Source organism: Symbiobacterium sp. (assembly GCF_040797425.1).
GTDB lineage: Bacteria > Bacillota > Sulfobacillia > Symbiobacteriales > Symbiobacteriaceae > Symbiobacterium.
On record NZ_JBFNEH010000009.1, the window covers coordinates 36306 to 55616 of the forward strand.

The following is a 19311-nucleotide window of genomic DNA, read 5'->3' on the forward strand; positions in this document are numbered from 1 at the left end:
CTTGCGGGAAGTGATCATCTACACCGACGGCGCCTGCTCCGGCAATCCCGGTCCCGGCGGATGGGCCGCCGTGCTCCTGTCCGGCCCCCACCGCAAGGAGCTGTCGGGTTTCGACCCGCACACCACCAACAACCGCATGGAGCTGCAAGCCGCGATCGAGGCCCTGCGGGCGCTGAAGTACCCCTGCAAGGTCAAGCTCTACTCCGACAGCGCCTACCTGATCAACGCCTTCCGCCAGAACTGGCTGGCGACCTGGCAGCGGAACGGGTGGGTGAACAGCAAGAAGGAGCCGGTGGAGAACCAGGACCTGTGGCAGGCCTTGCTCGAGGCTGCTCGCCCCCACCAGGTGGAGTGGCTGAAGGTGCAGGGGCACGCCGACAACGTGGAGAACAACCGGTGCGACGAGCTGGCTCGCGCCGCCATCGCCGCCGGCACCAAGGGCTAGCGCTGGAGGAGATGAACCTGTGTCGGAAGGGCTGATTCTGGGCATCGAGTCTTCCTGCGACGAGACCGCCGCGGCGGTGGTTGCAGGCGGAAGGCGGGTGCTCTCCAACATCGTCGCGAGCCAGGTCGACCTCTTTCGGAAGTACGGCGGGGTCGTGCCCGAGATCGCCTCGCGCAAGCACCTGGAACTGATCCTGCCGGTGATCCGCGAGGCGGTGGCGACCGCCGGCGTGGGGCTCCACGAACTCGACGCCATCGCCGTCACCCACGGCCCGGGCCTGGTGGGCACCCTGCTGGTGGGGCTCTCGGCCGCCAAGGCGCTGGCCTTCGGCCTGGACAAGCCCCTGGTCGGCGTGAACCACCTGCAGGGGCACATCTACGCCAACTTCCTGGTGGAGCTGCAGCCGACCTTTCCGCTGGTCTGCCTGGTGGTCTCGGGCGGTCACACCGATCTGATCTACATGGCGGGCCACGGAGAGATGGAGCTGATGGGGCGCACGCTCGACGACGCGGCGGGCGAGGCCTTCGACAAGGTGGCCCGCTCGGTGGGGCTGGGCTACCCTGGCGGTCCCCAGGTGGAGCAGCTGGCCCGGTCCGGTAACCCCGAGGCGGTGCCGCTGCCCGTCGCCCACACCGACGGGCCCTTCGACTTCTCCTTCTCGGGCCTGAAGACGGCCGTCCTGCAGTACGTGCAGCGCACGGGCCCGCTCAGCGACCAGCAGCGGGCCGACCTGGCGGCCTCCTTCCAGCGGGCGGTCACCGGCGCGCTGGTGGAGAAGACCCTGAAGGCGGCAGAGGAGAAGGGCGTCCGCCAGGTGATCCTCGCCGGGGGCGTGGCCGCCAACGGCGCCCTGCGGCAGGCGATGCGGGAGGCCCTGGAGCCCCGCGGCATCGCCCTGAGCTACCCGCCGCCTGTCCTGTGCACCGACAACGCCGCCATGATTGCTGCCGCCGGCTACCACCTGTGGCGGGCGGGCGTGCGGCATGACCTCGACCTGAACGCCGTGCCCGGTCTGGGGCTGGGGCTGGAGGGGTGACTTGCCATGGGGCGCAGGCTGACCAGGCTGCCTGATTACGGGCCCCTGAATCCGCTGCAGTACTGGTACCGGCACGTGAACCCGCTCAGGGTGGTCTGGAACTTCATCTGCATCTACCTGGCCAGGTACTCGCCCTCGCTTACTCTGAAGTGCTGGCTTTACCGGCTGACGGGGGCGAAGATCGGCCGAAACGTCTCCATCGGCCTGGCCGTGGTGTTCGACATCTTCTACCCGCACCTCATCCAGATCGACGACAACAGCGTTATCGGCTACAACTCGGTCATCCTGTGCCACGATTTCCGGGTGAGGGAGGCCTTTACCGGTCCCGTGCACATCGGCCGGGACGTGCTGGTGGGGGCCAACTGCACCATCCTTCCCGGAGTGCGCATCGGGGACGGAGCGACCGTATCGGCCATGAGCCTGGTGAACCGGGACATCCCGCCGGGCGCCATGGCTGGCGGCGTGCCGGCACGGGTGCTGCGCACCGCCGAGTCATCGCCTCCCTCCCCTGCGCCATAGAATATTAGGACAGGTGAAAGGGTGGGTGCCGTGTCGGGCGTGGAAATCCTGCGGGCCATCCAGACGCTTCAGTCGCCCTTGCTGGATCAGGTCTTCGGCCTCATCACCAATCTGCACCACGAGATTGTCTACGTCCTGGTACTCCCGCTCCTCTACTGGCTCTACGACAAGCGGTTTGGCCGGTACATGTTCTCGGTATTTTTCATTGGTTTTTGGACGAATGCTTTCCTTAAGTATGTGTTCCGCACGCCCCGCCCCGATCCGAATCAGGTGCGGGTCATCCTCGCCGAGACGGGCGGAGGGTACTCCTTCCCCAGCGGCCACTCACAGACGCCGCTGGTGTTCTGGGGGGCCATTGCCCACCATCTGCGGCGCCGCTGGTTTACCTGGGTCGTCGCCGTCGCGGTCTTCCTGATCGGGTTCTCCCGCCTCTACATCGGCGTGCACTGGCCGGTGGACGTGCTGGGAGGCTGGGCCATCGGCCTCGCGGTGCTTTATCTGATGGTCCGCACCGAACCGTTCTGGACCGGCGAGCGGCAGTCGCCTGGCCTGCGCCTCCTGCTGGCCTTCCTGCTGCCGGGGGCCGCGCTGGGACTGCTGGCCCTGGTGGGCGAGGTCGACGAGATCTCCTGGCTCATCGTGGGCGCGTATGGTGGCCTGCTGTTCGGTTCGGCGCTGGAAGAGGTCTGGGTCGGCTTCGACCCGCGGCGGGGAAGCCCGGTGCAGCACGTGCTGAAAATGGTGGTGGGGCTTGCCCTGGTGCTGGCGGTGAAGGAGGGCCTGAAGCTGGTCCTGCCCGACACCGGCCCCGGCGACCTGGTGCGCTACTGGCTGGTGGCGGTCACCGCCACGCTGGTCGCCCCGTGGATCTTTGACCGGTTGATTACCCGCCGGCCGGCCATCCCAGCAGGACGGGCGCCGGGCGCCTGATGGTACTCTGGAAGAGCGAAGCGGCAAACCTGTTCCCATCAAGGGGGAAGCCTGGGTGTTGAAGGCCCGTAAGGTGCATTTCATCGGAGTCGGCGGCTACGGCATGAGTGCGCTGGCCATGGTGCTCACGCAGCAGGGATATCAGGTCTCAGGGTCGGATGTTGCGGCATCTGACCGGACCCGCCGCCTGGAGCAGGCGGGAGTCGAAGTTCACACCGGCGCGCATGATGCCGCCTACATCAACGGGGCAGACGTGGTCGTCTACTCCACCCAGGTGCCGCCCGACAACCCCGAACTGGCGGCTGCCCGCGCCCGGGGCCTCAGGGTGATGCACCGCTCCGAGGTGCTGGCCGAGTTCGTGAACGGGAAGTCCATCGCCGTGGCCGGAACGCACGGCAAGACCACGACCTCCAGCATGATTGCCTTCCTCCTGGAGCGGGGCGGCCTGGATCCGACGGTCATCCTGGGTGGAGAGGTGGAGGCGATCGGCGGGACGGGAAGGGCCGGCTTGGGCCCATGGGTGGTGGCTGAGGCTGATGAGTCTGACCGGTCCTTCCTGCGCTACCGCCCGGAGGTGGCGGTGGTCACCAACGTGGAGCCCGAGCACCTCGAGTTCTGGGAGGGCTCGTTTGACTGCATCAAAGCGGGCTTCCGCCAGTTCCTGCACCAGGTGCAGCCGGGCGGTCTGGCCGTCCTCTGTGGCGACGACCCGACGCTCCTTGCGCTCGGGCAGGAGCTGCAGTCGACGCCGGGCGCGGCACGGGTGGTCTTCTATGGTACGGGGCCGGAGGCCGCCTGGCAGGCCCGCAATATCCACCCCTGCGAACGAGGTATTGCGTACGAATGCTACCGGGACGGCCAGTTCCTGGGCGAGGTCCGCCTGCCGATCCCGGGGCGGCACAACGCCCTCAACTCCCTCGGGGCGCTGGCCGCGGGGGCCCACGCCGGCCTCTCCTTCGACCAGATGAAGGAGACCCTCCTCTCCTTCGGCAACGCCAAGCGGCGCTTCCAGGTGTGGGCGGAGGTGGACGGCATCCGGGTGGTGGACGATTACGCCCACCACCCCACCGAGATCCGGGCGACCCTGGCCGCGGCGCGGGAGCGGCAGGGCGGGCGGGTGATCGCCGTCTTCCAGCCGCAGCGCTACTCCCGGACGCACTGGCTGATGGACCAGTTCGCCACCGCCTTCCAGGACGCGGACGTGCTCGTGCTCACCCGCATCTACAGCCCTCCGGGCGAGCAGCCGATTCCGGGCGTCACGGCGGAGCGACTGGCCGAGCGTATCGAGGCCAACACCGGACGGCCGGTCACGCTGCTTTCCGATCCCCGGGAGATCCTGGCCTACCTGCTCCGGGAGGTGCGCCCCGGCGACACGGTGATCACAATGGGCGCCGGAGACATCTGGAAGGTGGCGCGGGATCTGGCGGAGGAGCTGAAATCGCGGGCACCTTCTGCGTAGCCGGAGCTCCGGCGGACCGGACAATCCCCGCACGCACGGAGCCCCCGGACCAGGGAGGCGTTGCCTCCCGGGCCGGGGGCTTCTTCAGGCCCTTGCCGGTATGTCTGCCCGGGGCAGACTAGGCGTAGGGGGAGTAGTGGTTGGGGTCCACCAGCTCCCGGTACTTGGCGATGACCATCTTCATGTCGTGCCACACGTCCCGCTTCTTGCTCGGGTCGCGCAGCAGCGCGGCAGGGTGGTAGGTGGGCATGAACCAGATATCCTCCCGCACGATCCACTGCCCCCGCATGCGGGTGATGCGCGCCTGCGGGTCGATAACCCCCTGCAGGGCCGTCGCCCCCAGCAGCACGATGATCTTCGGCTTCACCAGCCGGATCTGCGCCCGCAGGAACGGCCAGCACGCCTGCCGTTCCGCCGGCTCGGGGATGCGGTTGCCCGGCGGCCGGCACTTCACCACATTGGCGATGTAGCAGTTGCGGTGCCGGTCGAAGCCCGACACCTCCAGGATCTTGTCCAGGAGCTGCCCCGCCTTGCCCACGAAGGGGCGGCCGAGCCGGTCCTCGTCGGCCCCGGGGCCCTCGCCGATGCACATGAGTGCCGTCGGCCAGACCCCCTCGCCGAAGACCACCTGCTGGCACCCGGCGCGGAGGCCGCAGCGGTTGCAGCCCCTGGCGATCTCGGCCAGGGTGTCCATGTCGGGTACCAGGTCGAGCGCTGTGGGTTCGCCTGTGTAGATCATCTTCGCCACCTTCGCCAGGGTATTTCCCCCTTCTCATTCGGTGGCGGCAGGGCTGATCCCTGCGGTAGAGCGTGGAAGCGCCCCCGGCGGATTGCACCGGAGGCGCCTCGGACCCGGGCGTCACGCCCCGTCGCGGCGGACTGCCCCCGCCTGCTCGTACATGAGCTGGAGCAGGTGGCGAGGCTGCTCTTCCACGTCGCGCAGGGGTTCGACGTCGGTGAACGGTTTGGACCGGTGTGCGGGGGCAGCCTGGGTGTCCTGACGTTCGACTTCTGCCATCGTTTCCATCACCTCATCGGATAGCCTTTTCCTGTGCCGTCGGACGCATGCAATCGCCGCCGGGCGGCGGTTGCCGTGGATTATGCGCTATGGTATAATGCTTCAAATTCCGAGCGAGATGCTCAGTCGGAGGTCGGATCATGGACTCGAAGTTCGGGCCGGAGGCTTTGACTTTCGATGACGTCTTACTGGTGCCAGCACGCTCCGAGGTGCTTCCGCGCGACGTGGACGTCTCGACCCGTCTGACGCGCAAGATCAGGCTCAACATCCCGCTGGTCTCCGCAGCCATGGACACCGTGACGGAGGCGCGCATGGCCATCGCCATGGCCCGCGAGGGCGGCATCGGCATCATCCACAAGTCGATGTCCATCGAGCGGCAGGCCGAGGAGGTCGACAAGGTCAAGCGCTCCGAACACGGCATCATCGTCGACCCGGTGTACGTCCACCCGGACGACATGATCGACGTCGCCCTGCAGCTCATGGCCCGCTACCGCATTTCGGGCACGCCGGTGGTGGAGCGGGGCACGCACAGGCTGGTCGGCATCCTCACCAACCGTGACCTGCGCTTCGAGGACAACTGGCACCAGCCCGTGGGCAACGTGATGACCAGGGAGAACCTCATCACCGCACCGGTGGGCACGACCCTGGAGCAGGCCCGGGAGATCCTGCGCCACCACAAGGTGGAGAAGCTGCCCTTGGTGGACGAACACGGGGTGCTCAAGGGCCTCATCACCATCAAGGACATCGAGAAGGCCAAGAAGTACCCCAACTCGGCGAAGGACGAGCGGGGCCGGCTGCTCTGCGGCGCCGCCATTGGCGTGGCGCCCGACGTGATGGAGCGGGCCGGGGCCCTGGTCGACGCCGGCGTGGACGTGCTGGTGCTCGATTCCGCCCACGGCCACTCGGCCGGCATCATCGACGTGCTGCGGCGCGTGAAGGCCAACTTCCCCAACGTGCAGGTGATCGCCGGCAACGTGGCCACCCCCGAGGGCACCCGCGACCTGATCGAGGCCGGGGCCGACGCCGTGAAGGTGGGCATCGGGCCGGGCTCCATCTGCACCACCCGGGTGGTGGCGGGAATCGGCGTCCCGCAGATCACGGCAATCTACGAGTCCGCGAAGGCGGCCGACGAGTACGACGTGCCGATCATCGCCGACGGCGGCATCAAGTACTCCGGCGACATCACCAAGGCGATCGCCGCCGGCGCCTCGACCGTGATGATCGGCTCCCTCTTCGCCGGCACCGACGAGTCGCCGGGCGACATGGAGATCTACCAGGGCCGCTCCTACAAGGTCTACCGCGGCATGGGCTCCATCGGCGCCATGAAGGAGGGCTCGGGCGACCGGTACTTCCAGGCCGATGCCCCCAAGCTGGTGCCCGAGGGCATCGAGGGGCGCGTGCCCTACCGCGGCCCCCTCTCCGAGATGGTGTACCAGCTGGTCGGCGGCCTGCGGGCCGGCATGGGCTACTGCGGCTGCAGGACCATCGAGGAGCTGCGCAAGAACGGCAAGTTCCGCCGCATCACCGCCGCGGGCTTGCGGGAGAGCCATCCCCACGACGTGCAGATCACCAAGGAGGCGCCCAACTACAGCGTCTCCTGATGCGGGGGCTCCCCAGAGAAGCCGGATACCAGAAAAAAGGGCCCGGGCGTTGTACCAGGGCCCCTTTTCATGGATTGCTGGCAGTCCGCACCCCTTGCTGGACGGGTAATCACCTTTCTGATAAAGTGGCTAAGGTATGACCTGTCTCAGGTCCTGTCGGCGCATACTAGACTTGACCCTTTATGTACAAGGGGAGACGGATTTTGACAGCTAAGTTCATCGTCCGCGGCGGCAACCGGCTCTCCGGAACCGTGTCCATCGGGGGCGCCAAGAACAGCGCGCTGCCAATCCTCACCGCCACAGCGCTGGCCGTCGAGGGCGAGTCCATCCTGGAAAATGTACCTGATAACTCGGATATACAACACCTCTGCGAAATCCTGCGCGCGCTGGGCTGCCAGGTGGAGCGGGTGGCCGAGACCACGGTGCGCGTGAACGCCCGGAACCTGGAGAACCACGTTGCACCCTACCATATTGCGCGGCGGCTCCGGGGTTCGACCTACGTGATGGGCCTCCTGCTGGCGCGCCTGGGCAGGGGCGAGGTGGCCTGCCCCGGCGGCTGCGAGATCGGCGCGCGCCCGGTGGACTTCCATCTGAAAGGATTCAAGGCCCTCGGGGCCGAAGTGGTGGTAGAACATGGGGCCATGGTGGCACAGCGGGTGAACCTGCGGGGCGGCCGCTTCTACGTGGACCGGTCCAGCGTGGGCACCACGGTGAACATGATCATCACCGCCTCGCTCGCACCCGGGGTGACCATACTGGAAAACGCAGCCTGCGAGCCCGAGATCGTCGACCTGGCCAACTTCATCAACGCCATGGGCGGCCGGGTGCGGGGGGCGGGCACCAACACGGTGCGCATCGAGGGGGTCGACCGCCTGCGGGGCGTGCGGCACGAGGTGATTCCCGACCGCATCGAGGCCGGCACCTACATGATCATGACCGCCGCCGCCGGCGGCGACGTCCGCATCGAGAACGTGATTCCCGAGCACCTGGGCACGGTCATCGCCAAGCTGAAGGAGGCGGGCCAGGAGGTCGAGGTGCAGGGCGACAGCGTGCGGGTGCGGTCCCGCCCCATCCGCGCGGTGGACGTGGAGACGCAGGTCTACCCGGGCTTCCCCACCGATCTGCAGTCGCCCTGGGTCGCCCTGATGGGGCTGGCCGACGGGATCTCCGTGGTGCAGGAGACCATCTTCGAGAACCGCTTCGGCTTCACCAACGAGCTGATCCGGATGGGTGCCAACATCAAGGTGGACCGGAACACCGGCATCATCCGCGGCGTTGAGCGGTACACCGGCGCCCCGGTGGAGGCGCGCGACATCCGGGGCGGGGCGGCCCTGGTCACCGCAGCCCTGGCGGCCGAGGGGGTCACCGAGGTCGCCGGCGTGCGGTACATCGACCGGGGCTACACCCGCATGGAGGAGAAGCTCGCCGCCCTCGGCGCGGACGTGAAGCGGGTGACGGTCGAGGAGGGCCCCTGAGAGGGAGGGGAGCCTGGTGGCACGAGCCCTTCGGTCTGCTGGAGGGAGACCCGCGCAGCCGCCGGCGGCGCGGGGTCAGGCGGCGCGCCGACAGGCGGGGCGCACCGCCCCCGGACGGGGAGCGCCGGTCCTGCTTCCCGGTGCACCGGACGGTCTGCTGATCGCCGCAGTGCTCGGGCTGGTCAGCTTCGGCATGGTGATGATCTACAGCGTCACCATCCACCAGGGCACCTCTACCGAGGTGGTGCGCAAGATGGCCATCCAGTTCGGCGGCGGCGCCGTGGGCCTCCTGGCGGGCATGCTGGTCCCGCTTTCGTGGTGGCGGAAGCTGACGGTGCCGCTGCTGGTGGGGTCCATCGCGGCCCTGGGCTCCCTGCTGGTTCCGGGCAACCCGCTGGCCGTCAGCGGCCTGGGCGCCACCCGCTGGCTGGGCGTCGGCCCGCTCACCGTGCAGCCTTCCGAGTTTGCCAAGCTGGCCTTCATCCTGTTTGGCGCGGCCTTCCTGGACCGGTGGGGTGCGCGGCTCGGGCTGGAACGCCTGGCCACGTATTTGGGCGTGCTGGGAGTGATGGCCGGCCTGATCTACCAGGAACCGGACCTGGGTACTGCCCTGGTGCTGGGCGGCGTCGCACTCTGTCTGCTGTGGGTGGCGCGGGTGCACTGGATCAAGATCGCCGCCGTTGTGGCGCTGGCCGGCTGCGCCGTCTACTTTCTGGCCTCGAACAAGGAGCACCAGAAGGAGCGGCTCGACGCGTGGTGGAACCCGTGGGTCTACGAGGACACCAGCGGCCACCAGGTCATCCAGTCCTGGACGGCCATGGCCCGGGGCGGAATCTGGGGCGTCGGGCTCGGGGAGTCGCTGCAGAAGCTGGACGACCGCCTGCCCGAAGCCGAGACCGACTTCATCTTCTCCATCGTGGTGGAGGAGTTGGGCCTGGTGGGCGGCGCCGTGGTGATCCTGCTCTTCGTGCTGTTTACCTGGCGGGGATTCACCATCGCCCTCGGGGCGCCCGACCGCTACACGATGCTGCTGGCCGCGGGCGTTACCTCATGGGTGGGCGGCCAGGCCTTCCTGAACCTGGGCGTGGTCACCGGTACCCTGCCCAACACCGGCATCCCGTTGCCCTTCCTCTCCTCCGGCGGCTCCTCACTGCTCGCCCTGATGACCGGGGTGGGCATCCTGCTCTCCGTCAGCCGCCTGTGCAACTCGCCGAATGCGGTGCGTTCGTAACGCAAATGGCGCCCCCTGCGCTTGCAGGGGGCTTTTTTTGTGCCCGGGGTGCCCCCGGGTCCACCGCCTCCCCCTCACCCGAGTCCGCAGGAGGCGTTGCCAGAGTCATGTCCGTGAACGCCGCCTGATTCACCCCGCTATTCAATCTCTGTGATAACGAGCAAATAGAGAACGATCTCTGGTATAATGATGGGTACATAAGAGTCCCACCATTCCGACTTGGACAGGGGGAGCGCATATGAGGAGGCGGGAAGCCGTTATCGTCAGTGCCGTGCGCACGCCCTTCGGCGTCTTCAACGGGGCGCTGAAGGACCTCGCCGCCACCGACCTGGGCGGCATCGCCATCCGGGAAGCAGTCCGCCGGGTAGGGCTCCATGACCGGCCCGAGCAGATCGACCACGTGCTCATGGGCCAGGTGGTGCAGGCGGGCGCCGGCCAGATCCCCTCGCGGCAGGCGGCCTGCAAGGCGGGGCTGCCCTTCTCTGTCGTCTCGGAGACGGTGAACAAGGTCTGCGCGTCGAGCCTCTGGGCTGTCAACCTGGCTGACCTGATGATCCGTGCCGGCGACGCCGACGTGGTGGTGGCCGGCGGCATGGAGTCGATGAGCAACGCCCCCTACCTGCTCCGGAACGCCCGGCGGGGCTACCGGATGGGCCACGGAGAGCTGGTGGACGGGGTGATCCACGACGGCCTCTGGTGCGCCTTCGGCGACGTCCACATGGGGACCTACGGCGGCCGGGCCGCCCGGGAGTACGGCATCTCCCGCGCGGAGCAGGACGAATGGGCTTACCGCAGCCACATGCGCGCCGCCGCTGCGTGGGACAAGGGCCTCTTCGCCGACGAGGTGACGCCGGTGACCATACGGCAGAAGAAAGGCGAGGTCACCGTGGCGGCGGACGAGCCGATCCGGCGGGACACGTCGATGGAGAAGCTGGCGGCTCTGCGGCCGGCGTTCGAGCCGGACGGGACGGTCACCGCCGGCAACGCCCCGGGCCTCTCCGACGGCGCCGGCGCGCTGGTCATCATGTCCCGGGACCGGGCCGAAGCCCTGGGCTTGGAGGTGCTGGCCACGATCGTGGCGCAGGGACAGCACTCGGAGGAGCCCCACGCCCTGGACGTGGTGCCCGCCCGGGCAGGGCAGCAGGCCCTGGCGCGGGCCGGGCTCACGGTCAGGGACCTCAAGCTGGTGGAGATCAACGAGGCCTTTGCCTCGGTGGCGCTGGTCTCCATGCGCCTCCTGGGGGTAGACCCGGACATCGTGAACGTCAACGGCGGCGCCATCGCACTGGGCCACCCCATCGGCGCCAGCGGCGCCCGCATCCTCATGCACCTGATCTACGAGCTACGCCGGCGCGGCGGCGGCATCGGCCTGGCTGCCATCTGTTCGGGCGGCGGCCAGGGCGAGGCGACGCTGGTGCGGGTTGACTGATGCAGTCGATCAAACCTGGACGGAGGGGTACGCATGGTGCAACGGATCATGGTGGTCGGCTCCGGCCAGATGGGCTCGGGCATCGCCCAGGTGGCGGCGCAGGCCGGCCTGCAGGTCTACCTGCAGGATCTGGAACAGATGCTCGTGAACCGTGGACTCGGCGTGATCGTGCGGAACCTCACCCGCGACGTGGCGAGGGGGCGGCGCACCGAGGAGGAGAAGGCGGCCATCCTCGGACGCATCACCGGCACGACCGACCTGGCGCCGGCCGCCGAGTGTGACCTGGTGATCGAGGCCATCGTCGAGAACCTCGAGGCCAAGCAGAAGCTGTTCCGGGAACTGGACGAGATTTGCCCGGATGCCACCCTCTTTGCCTCCAACACCTCCAGCCTGCCCATCACGCAGCTGGCGGCGGCGACCCGGCGCCCTGACCGGTTCATCGGAATGCACTTCATGAACCCGGTGCCGGTGATGCAGCTGGTGGAGGTCATCCGGGGCATCGCCACCTCCGACGAGACCTTCGCCACGATCAAAGGGCTGGCCGAGGCGATGGGGAAGACGCCCGTCGAGGTGCGGGACTTCCCGGGCTTCGTCTCCAACCGGGTCCTCCTGCCGATGCTGAACGAGGCCATCTTCTGCGTCTACGAGGGGATCGCCGGCGTCGAAGAGGTCGACACGGTGATGAAGCTGGGCATGAACCACCCGATGGGCCCGCTCGCACTCGCCGACTTCATCGGGCTCGACACCTGCCTGTCGATCCTGAATGTGCTCTACGAGGGGTTCAGGGATCCCAAGTACCGGCCATGTCCGCTTCTGGTGCAGATGGTGCAGGCGGGCTACTACGGCCGCAAGTCGGGCCGCGGGTTCTACGTCTATGACGCGGAAGGCAACGCTACGCCGGTGAAGCGGTTCTAAACGTATGGCCTGGCCGGCGGCCTCGCCGCTCTAGGGCTAAGGCGCCGGCCGTCCGGCTGAACCGAAAGGGCCGCTCCCATCGCAGTAACGGCGGTGGGGGCGGCCTGTTCGTGTGTCGGTGTCGATGCGGAACAGTGGCGCGAGGGTGCTGTCGCTCCTGGTGGGGACAGAGCAGGCTCCGGCTCGCCGGGCGCCGGGCCATGAAACGCGTTTTCTTCGCGGACATGCGGCCCACAGGGGGCCCTGACCGGCAGGTGGGCGACCTGTCAGGAGCGCGCCGGAGCCTGTCGGCCCCCGGGCTGCGTACCCTGCGGGGCAGCTGACCTGCACAGGCGCTCGACCGAAGTGCGAACGACCCGCTCCATCTCCTCTGGCCGGAGCCGACCCGGCTCGAGCAGCGCGTGCACAGCCAGCCCGTCGATGACGGCGTAGAGCCGCTCCGCCTCCAGCGCCAGATCGAGCCCCTCCTGCAGGATCCCTTCGCGGTCGAGGTAGCCGAGCACTTCGCGGATGAACGAGTGCATCCGGTTCTCCGGAACATCCGAGAGGTCCTTGCGATGGCGCACGTACTCCATAAAGGAAAACCAGACGTCCATCTCCGCCCGGCGCTCTCCATCGAGCGGCACCAGCTCCAGAAGCAGCCGGACCGCCTTGGCGACCGGGGGGAGCGGTTCGGAAACGAGCTGTCGGATGCGTTTCTCCACCCGTTCGTTCACGAGCCGCATCGCGTAGACGAGCAGGTCATCCTGGGTCTTGAAGTAGTGCCGCAGGGCACCCGCGGACATGCCCGCTTCTGCGGCGATCTTACGCACCGTCGCCCCTTCCATGCCGCTTTTCAGGATGACCCGCCACATCGCCTCGGCGATGCGGGTGCGTTGCTCCGCATGACTGACGATTTTTGGCATGGCCCTATCATAACACAACTGTGTTGCAAAAACCAGGTGATTGTGATAGACTCCCGCTTGGCAATACAGTTGTGCTAAAAAGGGGTGCGCTCCTTCCGATGAGCCTCATCGCCTACCTGATCATCGGGGTGGAGATCGGGTTCTGGGTGTTCGTCTCTGCCGGTCTGGCGGCGCGCTATCTGCTGAACCGGCCCCGCCTCGGCCTCGCGCTGCTGGCGATGACGCCCGTGCTCGACGCCGTTCTGCTGGTGGCGACCACGCGCGACATTCTGGTCAACGACGCAGCGGCCTCCCTCGCCCACGGCATCGCCGCGGTCTACCTGAGCGTCTCGCTCACCTTTGGAAGGCGCATTGTCCGCTGGGCCGATGAACGGTTCCAGCACTACGTCCTCAGGCGGGGTCCCCGGCCGAAGGCGTTCTATGGCCGCGCCCACGCCGTCTACAACTTCAGGGGCAGCCTGCTCTACCTTCTGGCATGGCTCCTGGGGGGCGGCTACCTCTTCCTGCTCATCACCCTGGTCGGCGATCCAGACCGGACCCGGGCCCTGTCCGGGGTGCTCCGAGTCTGGACAGCGTCTGTGATCATCGACCTCCTGATCTCGCTGTCATACTTCGTCTGGCCCAGGCAACCGCAGCCGGACGGCGCCGACTGACGCGCCGTCCGGTTTTCGTGCGCCCTTTCGCCAATCAGCTGCCCAGCCTCCATGAGCGCCGCATCAGCCCTGCCAGCACCACCAGCGCCACCAGCCCGAACAGCGGGTAGAAGAAGGCGAGCAGCTGGCTGAAGCCGAAGCCGCTGCCGGCGAGGGCCAGGCAGATCGTGGCGACGACGGCTTCCCGGTAACGCCACAACTGGCCCAGGCGGCCGGCGAACCCGTAGGCGCAGGCGACTGCCGTGGTGTAGATTTCGGCCCAGAGGATCAGCGCGTAGAACCACTGCACGACCTGGCTGTGCGAGCGGCTGAGGTAGAGCATGGGAATCTCGACCGCCGCCTCGGGCAGATGGGCCCCCACCGTGAGGGTCATACCCGCCGCCATCAGGCCCAGGGTGAGGCCCCCCAGGGTGCCGCCCCAGAGGAGAACCCGCCGGTTGCCCACCTCTGCCCCCAGCGGGCCCAGTACCGATATCGAAAGCGCCAGGTTGTAGCTCACGTAGAGCAGCGCTGCCATCCACCAGGAGCGTGCCGGGGCCAGGGCGGGATGGGGGGCGAGTTGGCTGAAGGCGGGCCCGACTCCCAGGTCGTGCAGCGAGGTGGCGACCAGGAACACGACGGCCGTGGTGAGCAGAGGCACCACGATGCTGTTGGCCGCCATGATGCCCCGCATGCCGGCCAGGATGGTCGCACCGGTCAGCAGCGCGGTGACCAGCGTGCCCAGGGCGTAGGGCGCCCCGAACTGCTGGGCGAAGATCGCCCCGCCCCCCGCCACCATCACCGTGAGCGTGGCAGACAGGAAGAAGGTGATGGCGACGTCCATGACGCGGCCGAGCCGCGGGCCGCAGGCGTGGTCCAGAACCTCCCGGTGCGTCCGCGCCCGGAGCCGCCGGCCCAGTTCCATCACTGTGATGCCGAAGAGGCAGAAGAGCGCCGTAGCCACCGCCACGCCCGCGAGTCCGAACCGCCCGTAGGCGGCGAAGAAACGAAGCGTCTCCTGACCCGACGCGAAGCCCGCTCCCACCACCGTGCCCACGTAGGTCGTCGCCACGCGGAACACCTGCCATTCGCGGCGCATCGATTCGCCACCGCCCTCTCCCACCGTGATGTTGCCGCTCCTCCGGCCCGCCTGCAGCGGTCAGGGTCCAAGCCTGCCGTAACCTTTTCATAGACTTTGGTACTCTCGTGCCTCCCGTCTCCCGTCTGTTGGTGCCGCAGTTTGTCCTCGTTTCTGAACGATATGTGCCTTCGGCCGCCCGTTTGCTTGCCCTGCCCCTGTCCGTCACCTTATAATGGATGAGACAAGTTCATTTTTTCGCGTCCCGAGTCAGGTGGCCTGATGAGACGGCTGCCTGACCGGTCCCGGGTTGCCGGGCCAGGGTTGTCGGGGAAACCCGGCAGCCTCCCGTTGGAAAGGGGCGGAGCTATGGGCGTTGCCCGTTGCATTCTGCTGTCTACCCATCGGGAGATGGCATTTTTTGTTCTTCCGGGCCACTGATGCACAAAGCAGGTGAGCGTATGGACTTCTTCACTCTTCTGTCCGTTGAGGAGGCGCAGGCCCGGCTGCTGGCTGCCGTCCGGCGGCGCATGCCCGCAGAGCGGGTGGCCACCGCCGCCGCAACGGGGCGGGTCACCGCCGTTCCTGTCCTGGCTGCCGAGGACCTGCCGCCCTTCGACCGCAGCAGCGTGGACGGCTACGCCGTCCGCTCCGCCGACACGTTCGGCGCGTCGGAGGCGCTGCCGTCCTACCTCACCGTCACCGCCGAGATCGCGATGGGCGCGGCCCCGACGGTGCCGCTGAACCCGGGCGAGGCGCAGAAGATCGCCACGGGCGGCGCCCTGCCGGAAGGGGCCGACGCCGTCATCATGGTCGAACACACCGAGCAGTCGGCGCCCGACGAGATTGCGGCGCTGCGCCCCGTGTCGCCCGGGGAGAACGTGATGCACCGGGGCGAGGACTGCCGGGCCGGCGAGGAGCTGCTCCCCGCCGGGCGGCTGCTCCGTGCGCAGGAGGTCGCCCTGCTCAGCCACGCCGGCATCCTGGAGGTCGACGTGGTGCGCCGGCCGCGGGTGGCCATCATCTCCACCGGCGACGAGTTGGTGCCCGCCGACCAGGTGCCGGCGCCGGGCCAGATCCGGGAGTCCAACGGCCAGGCGCTGCAGGCCCTGGTGCGCCGCGACGGCGGTGAGCCCACCTTCCTCGGCCTGGCCCGCGACGACGAGACGCAGATTCTCGCCCTGCTCCAGCAGGGCATGGCGTATGACGTCATCCTGATTTCGGGCGGCTCCAGCGTGGGTACGCGGGATCTCACGTCCGAGCTGATCGGGCGGCTGGGCAGCCCCGGCGTGCTGGTGCACGGCGTGAAGCTGAAGCCCGGCAAGCCCACGATCCTGGCCGTGGCCGACGGCGTACCCGTCATCGGGCTGCCCGGCCACCCGGTGAGCGCCCAGGTGTCCTACAACCTCTTCGTAACGCCGCTCCTCCGGCAGATGCAGGGGCTCTCGCCCGAGCCGGAGTTCCGGCCCACGGTGCGGGCGAGGCTGACCAAGAACGTCGCATCCGCCACAGGCCGCACCGACGTGGTGCGGGTGCGGCTCTTCCGCCGGGACGGCGAGCTCTGGGCCGAGCCGGTGCACGGCAAGTCCGGGCTGATCACGACCCTGGTCAAGGCAGACGGGCTGGTGGTGATTCCCTCGGCCCGGGAAGGCCTTCTGGCCGGCGATACGGTGGAAGTGGAGGTCCTGGAATGAGCACGCGACAGATCTACCTGGAATCGCTGCCCCGCGACGAGGCACTGAACCGGCTTCTGACCGCGCTGGATCAGGTCGGCTGGGGGCCGCAGACGGAGGTCGTCCCCACCACCGACGCCCTGGGCCGCATCACCGCCGCCCCCGTGCGGGCGCACATCTCCGCGCCCCACTACAACGCCTCCGCCGTGGACGGCGTGGCCGTCAAGGCCAGCGATACTTTCGGCGCCACCGAGACGGCGCCCATCACGCTGCGCATCGGGGTGCAGGCGCACTGGGTCGACACCGGCGACCCCCTGCCGCCGGGGTGCGACGCGGTGATCATGGTGGAGCACGTCAACCTGCTGGACGAAGGCCACGGGCAGGGAGACCGCTGCGAGATCCTGGCCCCGGTGGCCCCGTGGGAGAACGTGCGCCAGATTGGCGAGGACGTGGTGGCCACGGAGATCCTCCTGCCCGAACGGCACCCCATCCGTCCCCAGGACATGGGCGCGCTGCTGGCGGCCGGGGTCCTGGAAGTGCCCGTGGTGCGCAGGCCCGTGGTCACCTTTATCCCCACCGGCACGGAGATCGTGGAGCCCAAGCCCGACCCCGCCCCGGGGGAGATCATCGAGTTCAACTCCCGGGTCATCCTCTCCATGGTGCGGGAGTGGGGTGGCCAGCCGGTGCGGGCGAATATCGTGAAAGACGACTACGACCTCATCCGCCGGGCGGTGAAGGAGGCCGTGGCCACCTCCGACATCGTGATCGTCAACGCCGGCTCCTCCGCCGGCAGCGAGGACTACACGGTGCATGTGCTCAAGGAGCTGGGCCAGGTGCTGGCGCACGGCGTGGCCATCCGGCCCGGCAAGCCGGTGATGCTGGGCCTGATCGACGGCAAGCCCTTCGTGGGTCTGCCCGGCTATCCCGTCTCCACCTGGCTGACGGCCGACCTCTTCGTGAAGCCGCTGGTCTACCGCGCCCTGGGCCTGCCGGTGCCGAAGCGCCCGACGGTCCGGGCCTCGCTGGCCCGCCGGATCACCTCGCCCATGGGGGTGGAGGAGTACGTGCGGGTGAAGCTGGGCCGGGTGGGCGACCGGCTGGTGGCCACGCCCATGAGCCGGGGGGCCGCGGTGATCTCGTCGCTGGTGCGGGCCGACGGCCTGCTGGTGGTCGAGTCGGACCGGGAAGGCATCGGCGAGGGCTCCCCGGTGACGGTGGAGCTGCTCCGGCCGCTCAGCGAGGTTCAGGAGACCGTGGTGGTCATCGGCTCCCACGACACCTCCCTGGACCTGATGGGCTCCTTCCTGCACCGCAAGAGCGGCTATTACCTCTCCAGCGCCCACGTGGGCTCCCAGGGCGGGCTTCTGGCGCTCAGGCGGGGCGAGGCGCATATGGCCGGCGTCCATCTGCTGGACGCGGGCACGGGTGACTACAACACCTCGTACGTGCAGAAGTACCTCGGCCGCCCGGCGCTGCTGGTGCTGCTGGCCCGGCGGGAGCAGGGTTTCATCGTGCCGAAGGGGAATCCCAAAGGCATCACCAGCTTCCGGGATCTGACCCGGCCCGACGTCCGGTATGTGAACCGGCAGCGGGGTGCGGGCACTCGCCTGCTGCTGGACTACCACCTGCGGCAGGAAGGGATTTCGCCGGCGCAGGTGCAGGGGTACGATTGGGAGCTGTTCACGCACCTGAACGTGGCCGCCGCCGTGAAGGCGGGCGACGCAGACACGGGGCTGGGCATCCGCTCCGCTGCCCAGGCGCTGGACCTGGATTTCGTCCCGGTGGCCTGGGAAGAGTACGAGCTCTGCATCCCGGCGGAGCTGGAGTCTCACCCTGGGGTGCAGGCGGTGCTGGAACTGCTGCGCGATCCCGAGTTCCTGAAGGCCGTGGAAGCGCTGGGCGGATACGACTGCAGCGAGTCCGGCCGGATTCGCCGGGTGTAGCCGCCACGACCAGAAAGGGGGAGACCGCGGTGATCGACCAGTGGGGCCGGAAGATCAACTACATGCGGGTCTCGGTCACGGACCGCTGCAACCTCCGCTGCGTCTACTGCATGCCCCTCACGGGCGTGCAGCTGGGCCCGCATCACGAGTTCCTCACCTACGAGGAGCTGCTCCGGATCATCCGGATCGCCGTCGGCCTTGGCATCGACCGCATCCGCGTCACCGGCGGGGAGCCGCTGGTGCGCAAGGACATCGTGAAGTTCCTGGCCCAGCTGAAGCCGCTGGGCGTGAAGGACCTCTCGCTCTCCACCAATGGCCTCCTCTTCCCGGCGATGGCCCGGGACCTGAAGGCCGCAGGCGTCGACCGGGTGAACATCTCGCTCGACACGCTCCGCCCGGACCGGTTTACGAAGATCGCCCGGCTGAAGGGCAGCCCGGCGGAGGTGCTGGCGGCGGTGGACGCCGCGCTGGAACTGGGCATGGAGCCCGTCAAGCTCAACATGGTGGTCATCCGCGGCTGGAACGACGACGAGATCGGCGATATGGCGCGCCTCACGCTGGACCGGCCGGTGCACGTGCGCTACATCGAGGTCATGCCCTTCTCGGAGGCGCACGAGTTCACGCTGGAGAACCTGGTGCCCGCCGCCGAGATGCGGGAGCGGCTGCTGGACGAGTTCGGTGACCTGGAGCCGGTGCGCGAGGGTGTGAAGGGCAACGGGCCCGCCAGGTACTGGCGGATCCCCGGGGCGCAGGGCACGGTGGGCTTCATCTCCGCCGTCACCGAGTGCTTCTGCGGCGACTGCAACCGAGTGCGCCTCACCGCCTCCGGCAAGATCAACCCGTGCCTGGGCCACGTCCACGAGGTAGACCTGAAGCCGATCCTCCGCGACCCCGGGAAGACAGACGAGGACCTGAAAGCCGCCCTGGTCGATGCCATCCTCAGGAAGCCCCGGGAGCACAACTTCGACGACGTGCAGTCGGACTACGTGCTGCGCGTGATGCACGGCATCGGCGGCTAGGAG

The 19311-nt window shown here is 68.3% G+C and carries 18 protein-coding genes and 1 riboswitch; of the genes, 14 read left to right on the plus strand and 4 right to left on the minus strand.

Annotated elements, in window-relative coordinates; all coding sequences use genetic code 11:
* Nucleotide 1: 1 nt before the first annotated feature.
* From rnhA to murC, 5 genes are read left to right on the plus strand one after another with little or no spacing between them, the layout of a single operon-like run.
* Nucleotides 2-445 carry a ribonuclease HI gene (gene rnhA, locus AB2385_RS04645; RefSeq protein ID WP_367653817.1) on the plus strand — a complete coding sequence of 148 codons (444 nt, stop codon included), beginning with the start codon at nt 2-4 and terminating at the stop codon, nt 443-445.
* 19 nt (nt 446-464) lie between these two features.
* Nucleotides 465-1481 carry a tRNA (adenosine(37)-N6)-threonylcarbamoyltransferase complex transferase subunit TsaD gene (gene tsaD / locus AB2385_RS04650; RefSeq protein WP_367653772.1) on the plus strand — a complete coding sequence of 339 codons (1017 nt, stop codon included), beginning with the start codon at nt 465-467 and terminating at the stop codon, nt 1479-1481.
* 6 nt (nt 1482-1487) lie between these two features.
* Nucleotides 1488-2000, plus strand: a complete 513-nt coding sequence (locus tag AB2385_RS04655; RefSeq protein ID WP_367653773.1) for a DapH/DapD/GlmU-related protein — start codon at nt 1488-1490, stop codon at nt 1998-2000.
* Between the two features lie 30 nt (nt 2001-2030).
* Nucleotides 2031-2930, plus strand: a complete 900-nt coding sequence (locus AB2385_RS04660) for a phosphatase PAP2 family protein (protein ID WP_367653774.1) — start codon at nt 2031-2033, stop codon at nt 2928-2930.
* A gap of 55 nt (nt 2931-2985) precedes the next feature.
* On the plus strand, nt 2986-4389 hold the full coding sequence (murC, locus tag AB2385_RS04665; protein ID WP_367653775.1) for a UDP-N-acetylmuramate--L-alanine ligase: 1404 nt from the start codon (nt 2986-2988) through the stop codon (nt 4387-4389).
* Nucleotides 4390-4507: 118 nt separating this feature from the next.
* On the opposite strand, the gene AB2385_RS04670 is transcribed toward murC, so the two are convergent.
* Together AB2385_RS04670 and AB2385_RS04675 are read right to left on the minus strand one after the other, a co-directional pair.
* A complete protein-coding gene (locus AB2385_RS04670; protein ID WP_367653776.1) occupies nt 4508-5128 on the minus strand; it encodes a uracil-DNA glycosylase family protein in 621 nt (206 codons plus the stop codon).
* 120 nt (nt 5129-5248) lie between these two features.
* The gene (locus AB2385_RS04675) at nt 5249-5407 is read right to left on the minus strand and encodes a hypothetical protein (RefSeq protein ID WP_367653777.1); all 159 of its coding nucleotides are present in this window, start codon (nt 5405-5407) and stop codon (nt 5249-5251) included.
* A 140-nt stretch (nt 5408-5547) separates the two neighbouring features.
* Between AB2385_RS04675 and guaB the strand changes: the two genes are divergently transcribed.
* The 5 genes from guaB (at nt 5548) to AB2385_RS04700 (ending at nt 12058) form a co-directional block, all read left to right on the plus strand.
* A complete protein-coding gene (gene guaB, locus AB2385_RS04680) occupies nt 5548-7008 on the plus strand; it encodes an IMP dehydrogenase (protein WP_367653778.1) in 1461 nt (486 codons plus the stop codon).
* Between the two features lie 203 nt (nt 7009-7211).
* Nucleotides 7212-8483 (plus strand): UDP-N-acetylglucosamine 1-carboxyvinyltransferase, encoded by a 1272-nt coding sequence (murA, locus tag AB2385_RS04685; RefSeq protein WP_367653779.1) that lies wholly within the window; start codon nt 7212-7214, stop codon nt 8481-8483.
* A gap of 16 nt (nt 8484-8499) precedes the next feature.
* Nucleotides 8500-9714: an FtsW/RodA/SpoVE family cell cycle protein gene (locus AB2385_RS04690; RefSeq protein WP_367653780.1), complete on the plus strand. Its 1215-nt coding sequence runs from the start codon at nt 8500-8502 to the stop codon at nt 9712-9714.
* A gap of 238 nt (nt 9715-9952) precedes the next feature.
* Nucleotides 9953-11143, plus strand: coding sequence for an acetyl-CoA C-acetyltransferase (locus AB2385_RS04695; RefSeq protein WP_367653781.1), 1191 nt, complete (start codon nt 9953-9955; stop codon nt 11141-11143).
* Between the two features lie 33 nt (nt 11144-11176).
* Nucleotides 11177-12058 (plus strand): 3-hydroxybutyryl-CoA dehydrogenase, encoded by an 882-nt coding sequence (locus AB2385_RS04700; RefSeq protein ID WP_367653782.1) that lies wholly within the window; start codon nt 11177-11179, stop codon nt 12056-12058.
* Nucleotides 12059-12324: 266 nt separating this feature from the next.
* On the opposite strand, the gene AB2385_RS04705 is transcribed toward AB2385_RS04700, so the two are convergent.
* Entirely contained in the window at nt 12325-12963 is a 639-nt protein-coding gene (locus AB2385_RS04705; RefSeq protein WP_367653783.1) for a TetR/AcrR family transcriptional regulator, read from the minus strand.
* 98 nt (nt 12964-13061) lie between these two features.
* Between AB2385_RS04705 and AB2385_RS04710 the strand changes: the two genes are divergently transcribed.
* The gene (locus tag AB2385_RS04710; RefSeq protein ID WP_367653784.1) at nt 13062-13616 is read left to right on the plus strand and encodes a hypothetical protein; all 555 of its coding nucleotides are present in this window, start codon (nt 13062-13064) and stop codon (nt 13614-13616) included.
* Between the two features lie 34 nt (nt 13617-13650).
* Here the strand turns inward: AB2385_RS04710 and AB2385_RS04715 are convergent, their stop codons facing one another.
* Entirely contained in the window at nt 13651-14694 is a 1044-nt protein-coding gene (locus AB2385_RS04715) for a hypothetical protein (protein ID WP_367653785.1), read from the minus strand.
* 230 nt (nt 14695-14924) lie between these two features.
* A riboswitch (molybdenum cofactor riboswitch) is annotated at nt 14925-15051 on the plus strand.
* 83 nt (nt 15052-15134) lie between these two features.
* Here AB2385_RS04715 and glp point away from each other — a divergent pair.
* Genes glp through moaA form a run of 3 tightly spaced genes read left to right on the plus strand, consistent with a single transcriptional unit; the run spans nt 15135 to nt 19308 of the window.
* Complete coding sequence (gene glp / locus AB2385_RS04720) at nt 15135-16367, plus strand: gephyrin-like molybdotransferase Glp (protein ID WP_367653786.1); 1233 nt, start codon at nt 15135-15137, stop codon at nt 16365-16367.
* Entirely contained in the window at nt 16364-18289 is a 1926-nt protein-coding gene (locus AB2385_RS04725; RefSeq protein WP_367653787.1) for a molybdopterin biosynthesis protein, read from the plus strand. Before glp ends, AB2385_RS04725 begins: the two co-directional genes overlap by 4 nt.
* A 29-nt stretch (nt 18290-18318) precedes the next feature.
* On the plus strand, nt 18319-19308 hold the full coding sequence (gene moaA, locus AB2385_RS04730) for a GTP 3',8-cyclase MoaA (RefSeq protein ID WP_367653788.1): 990 nt from the start codon (nt 18319-18321) through the stop codon (nt 19306-19308).
* Nucleotides 19309-19311 lie beyond the last annotated feature (3 nt).

Coding starts and splice junctions, on each gene's coding strand:
- AB2385_RS04655 (WP_367653773.1), top strand. CDS start 1,488: ATGGGGCGCAGGCTGACCAGGCTGCCTGATTACGGGCCCCTGAATCCG.
- AB2385_RS04715 (WP_367653785.1), bottom strand. CDS start 14,694: ATGCGCCGCGAATGGCAGGTGTTCCGCGTGGCGACGACCTACGTGGGC.
- AB2385_RS04695 (WP_367653781.1), top strand. CDS start 9,953: ATGAGGAGGCGGGAAGCCGTTATCGTCAGTGCCGTGCGCACGCCCTTC.
- AB2385_RS04675 (WP_367653777.1), bottom strand. CDS start 5,407: ATGGCAGAAGTCGAACGTCAGGACACCCAGGCTGCCCCCGCACACCGG.
- AB2385_RS04725 (WP_367653787.1), top strand. CDS start 16,364: ATGAGCACGCGACAGATCTACCTGGAATCGCTGCCCCGCGACGAGGCA.
- AB2385_RS04700 (WP_367653782.1), top strand. CDS start 11,177: ATGGTGCAACGGATCATGGTGGTCGGCTCCGGCCAGATGGGCTCGGGC.
- AB2385_RS04670 (WP_367653776.1), bottom strand. CDS start 5,128: ATGATCTACACAGGCGAACCCACAGCGCTCGACCTGGTACCCGACATG.
- AB2385_RS04710 (WP_367653784.1), top strand. CDS start 13,062: ATGAGCCTCATCGCCTACCTGATCATCGGGGTGGAGATCGGGTTCTGG.
- glp (WP_367653786.1), top strand. CDS start 15,135: ATGGACTTCTTCACTCTTCTGTCCGTTGAGGAGGCGCAGGCCCGGCTG.
- guaB (WP_367653778.1), top strand. CDS start 5,548: ATGGACTCGAAGTTCGGGCCGGAGGCTTTGACTTTCGATGACGTCTTA.
- AB2385_RS04705 (WP_367653783.1), bottom strand. CDS start 12,963: ATGCCAAAAATCGTCAGTCATGCGGAGCAACGCACCCGCATCGCCGAG.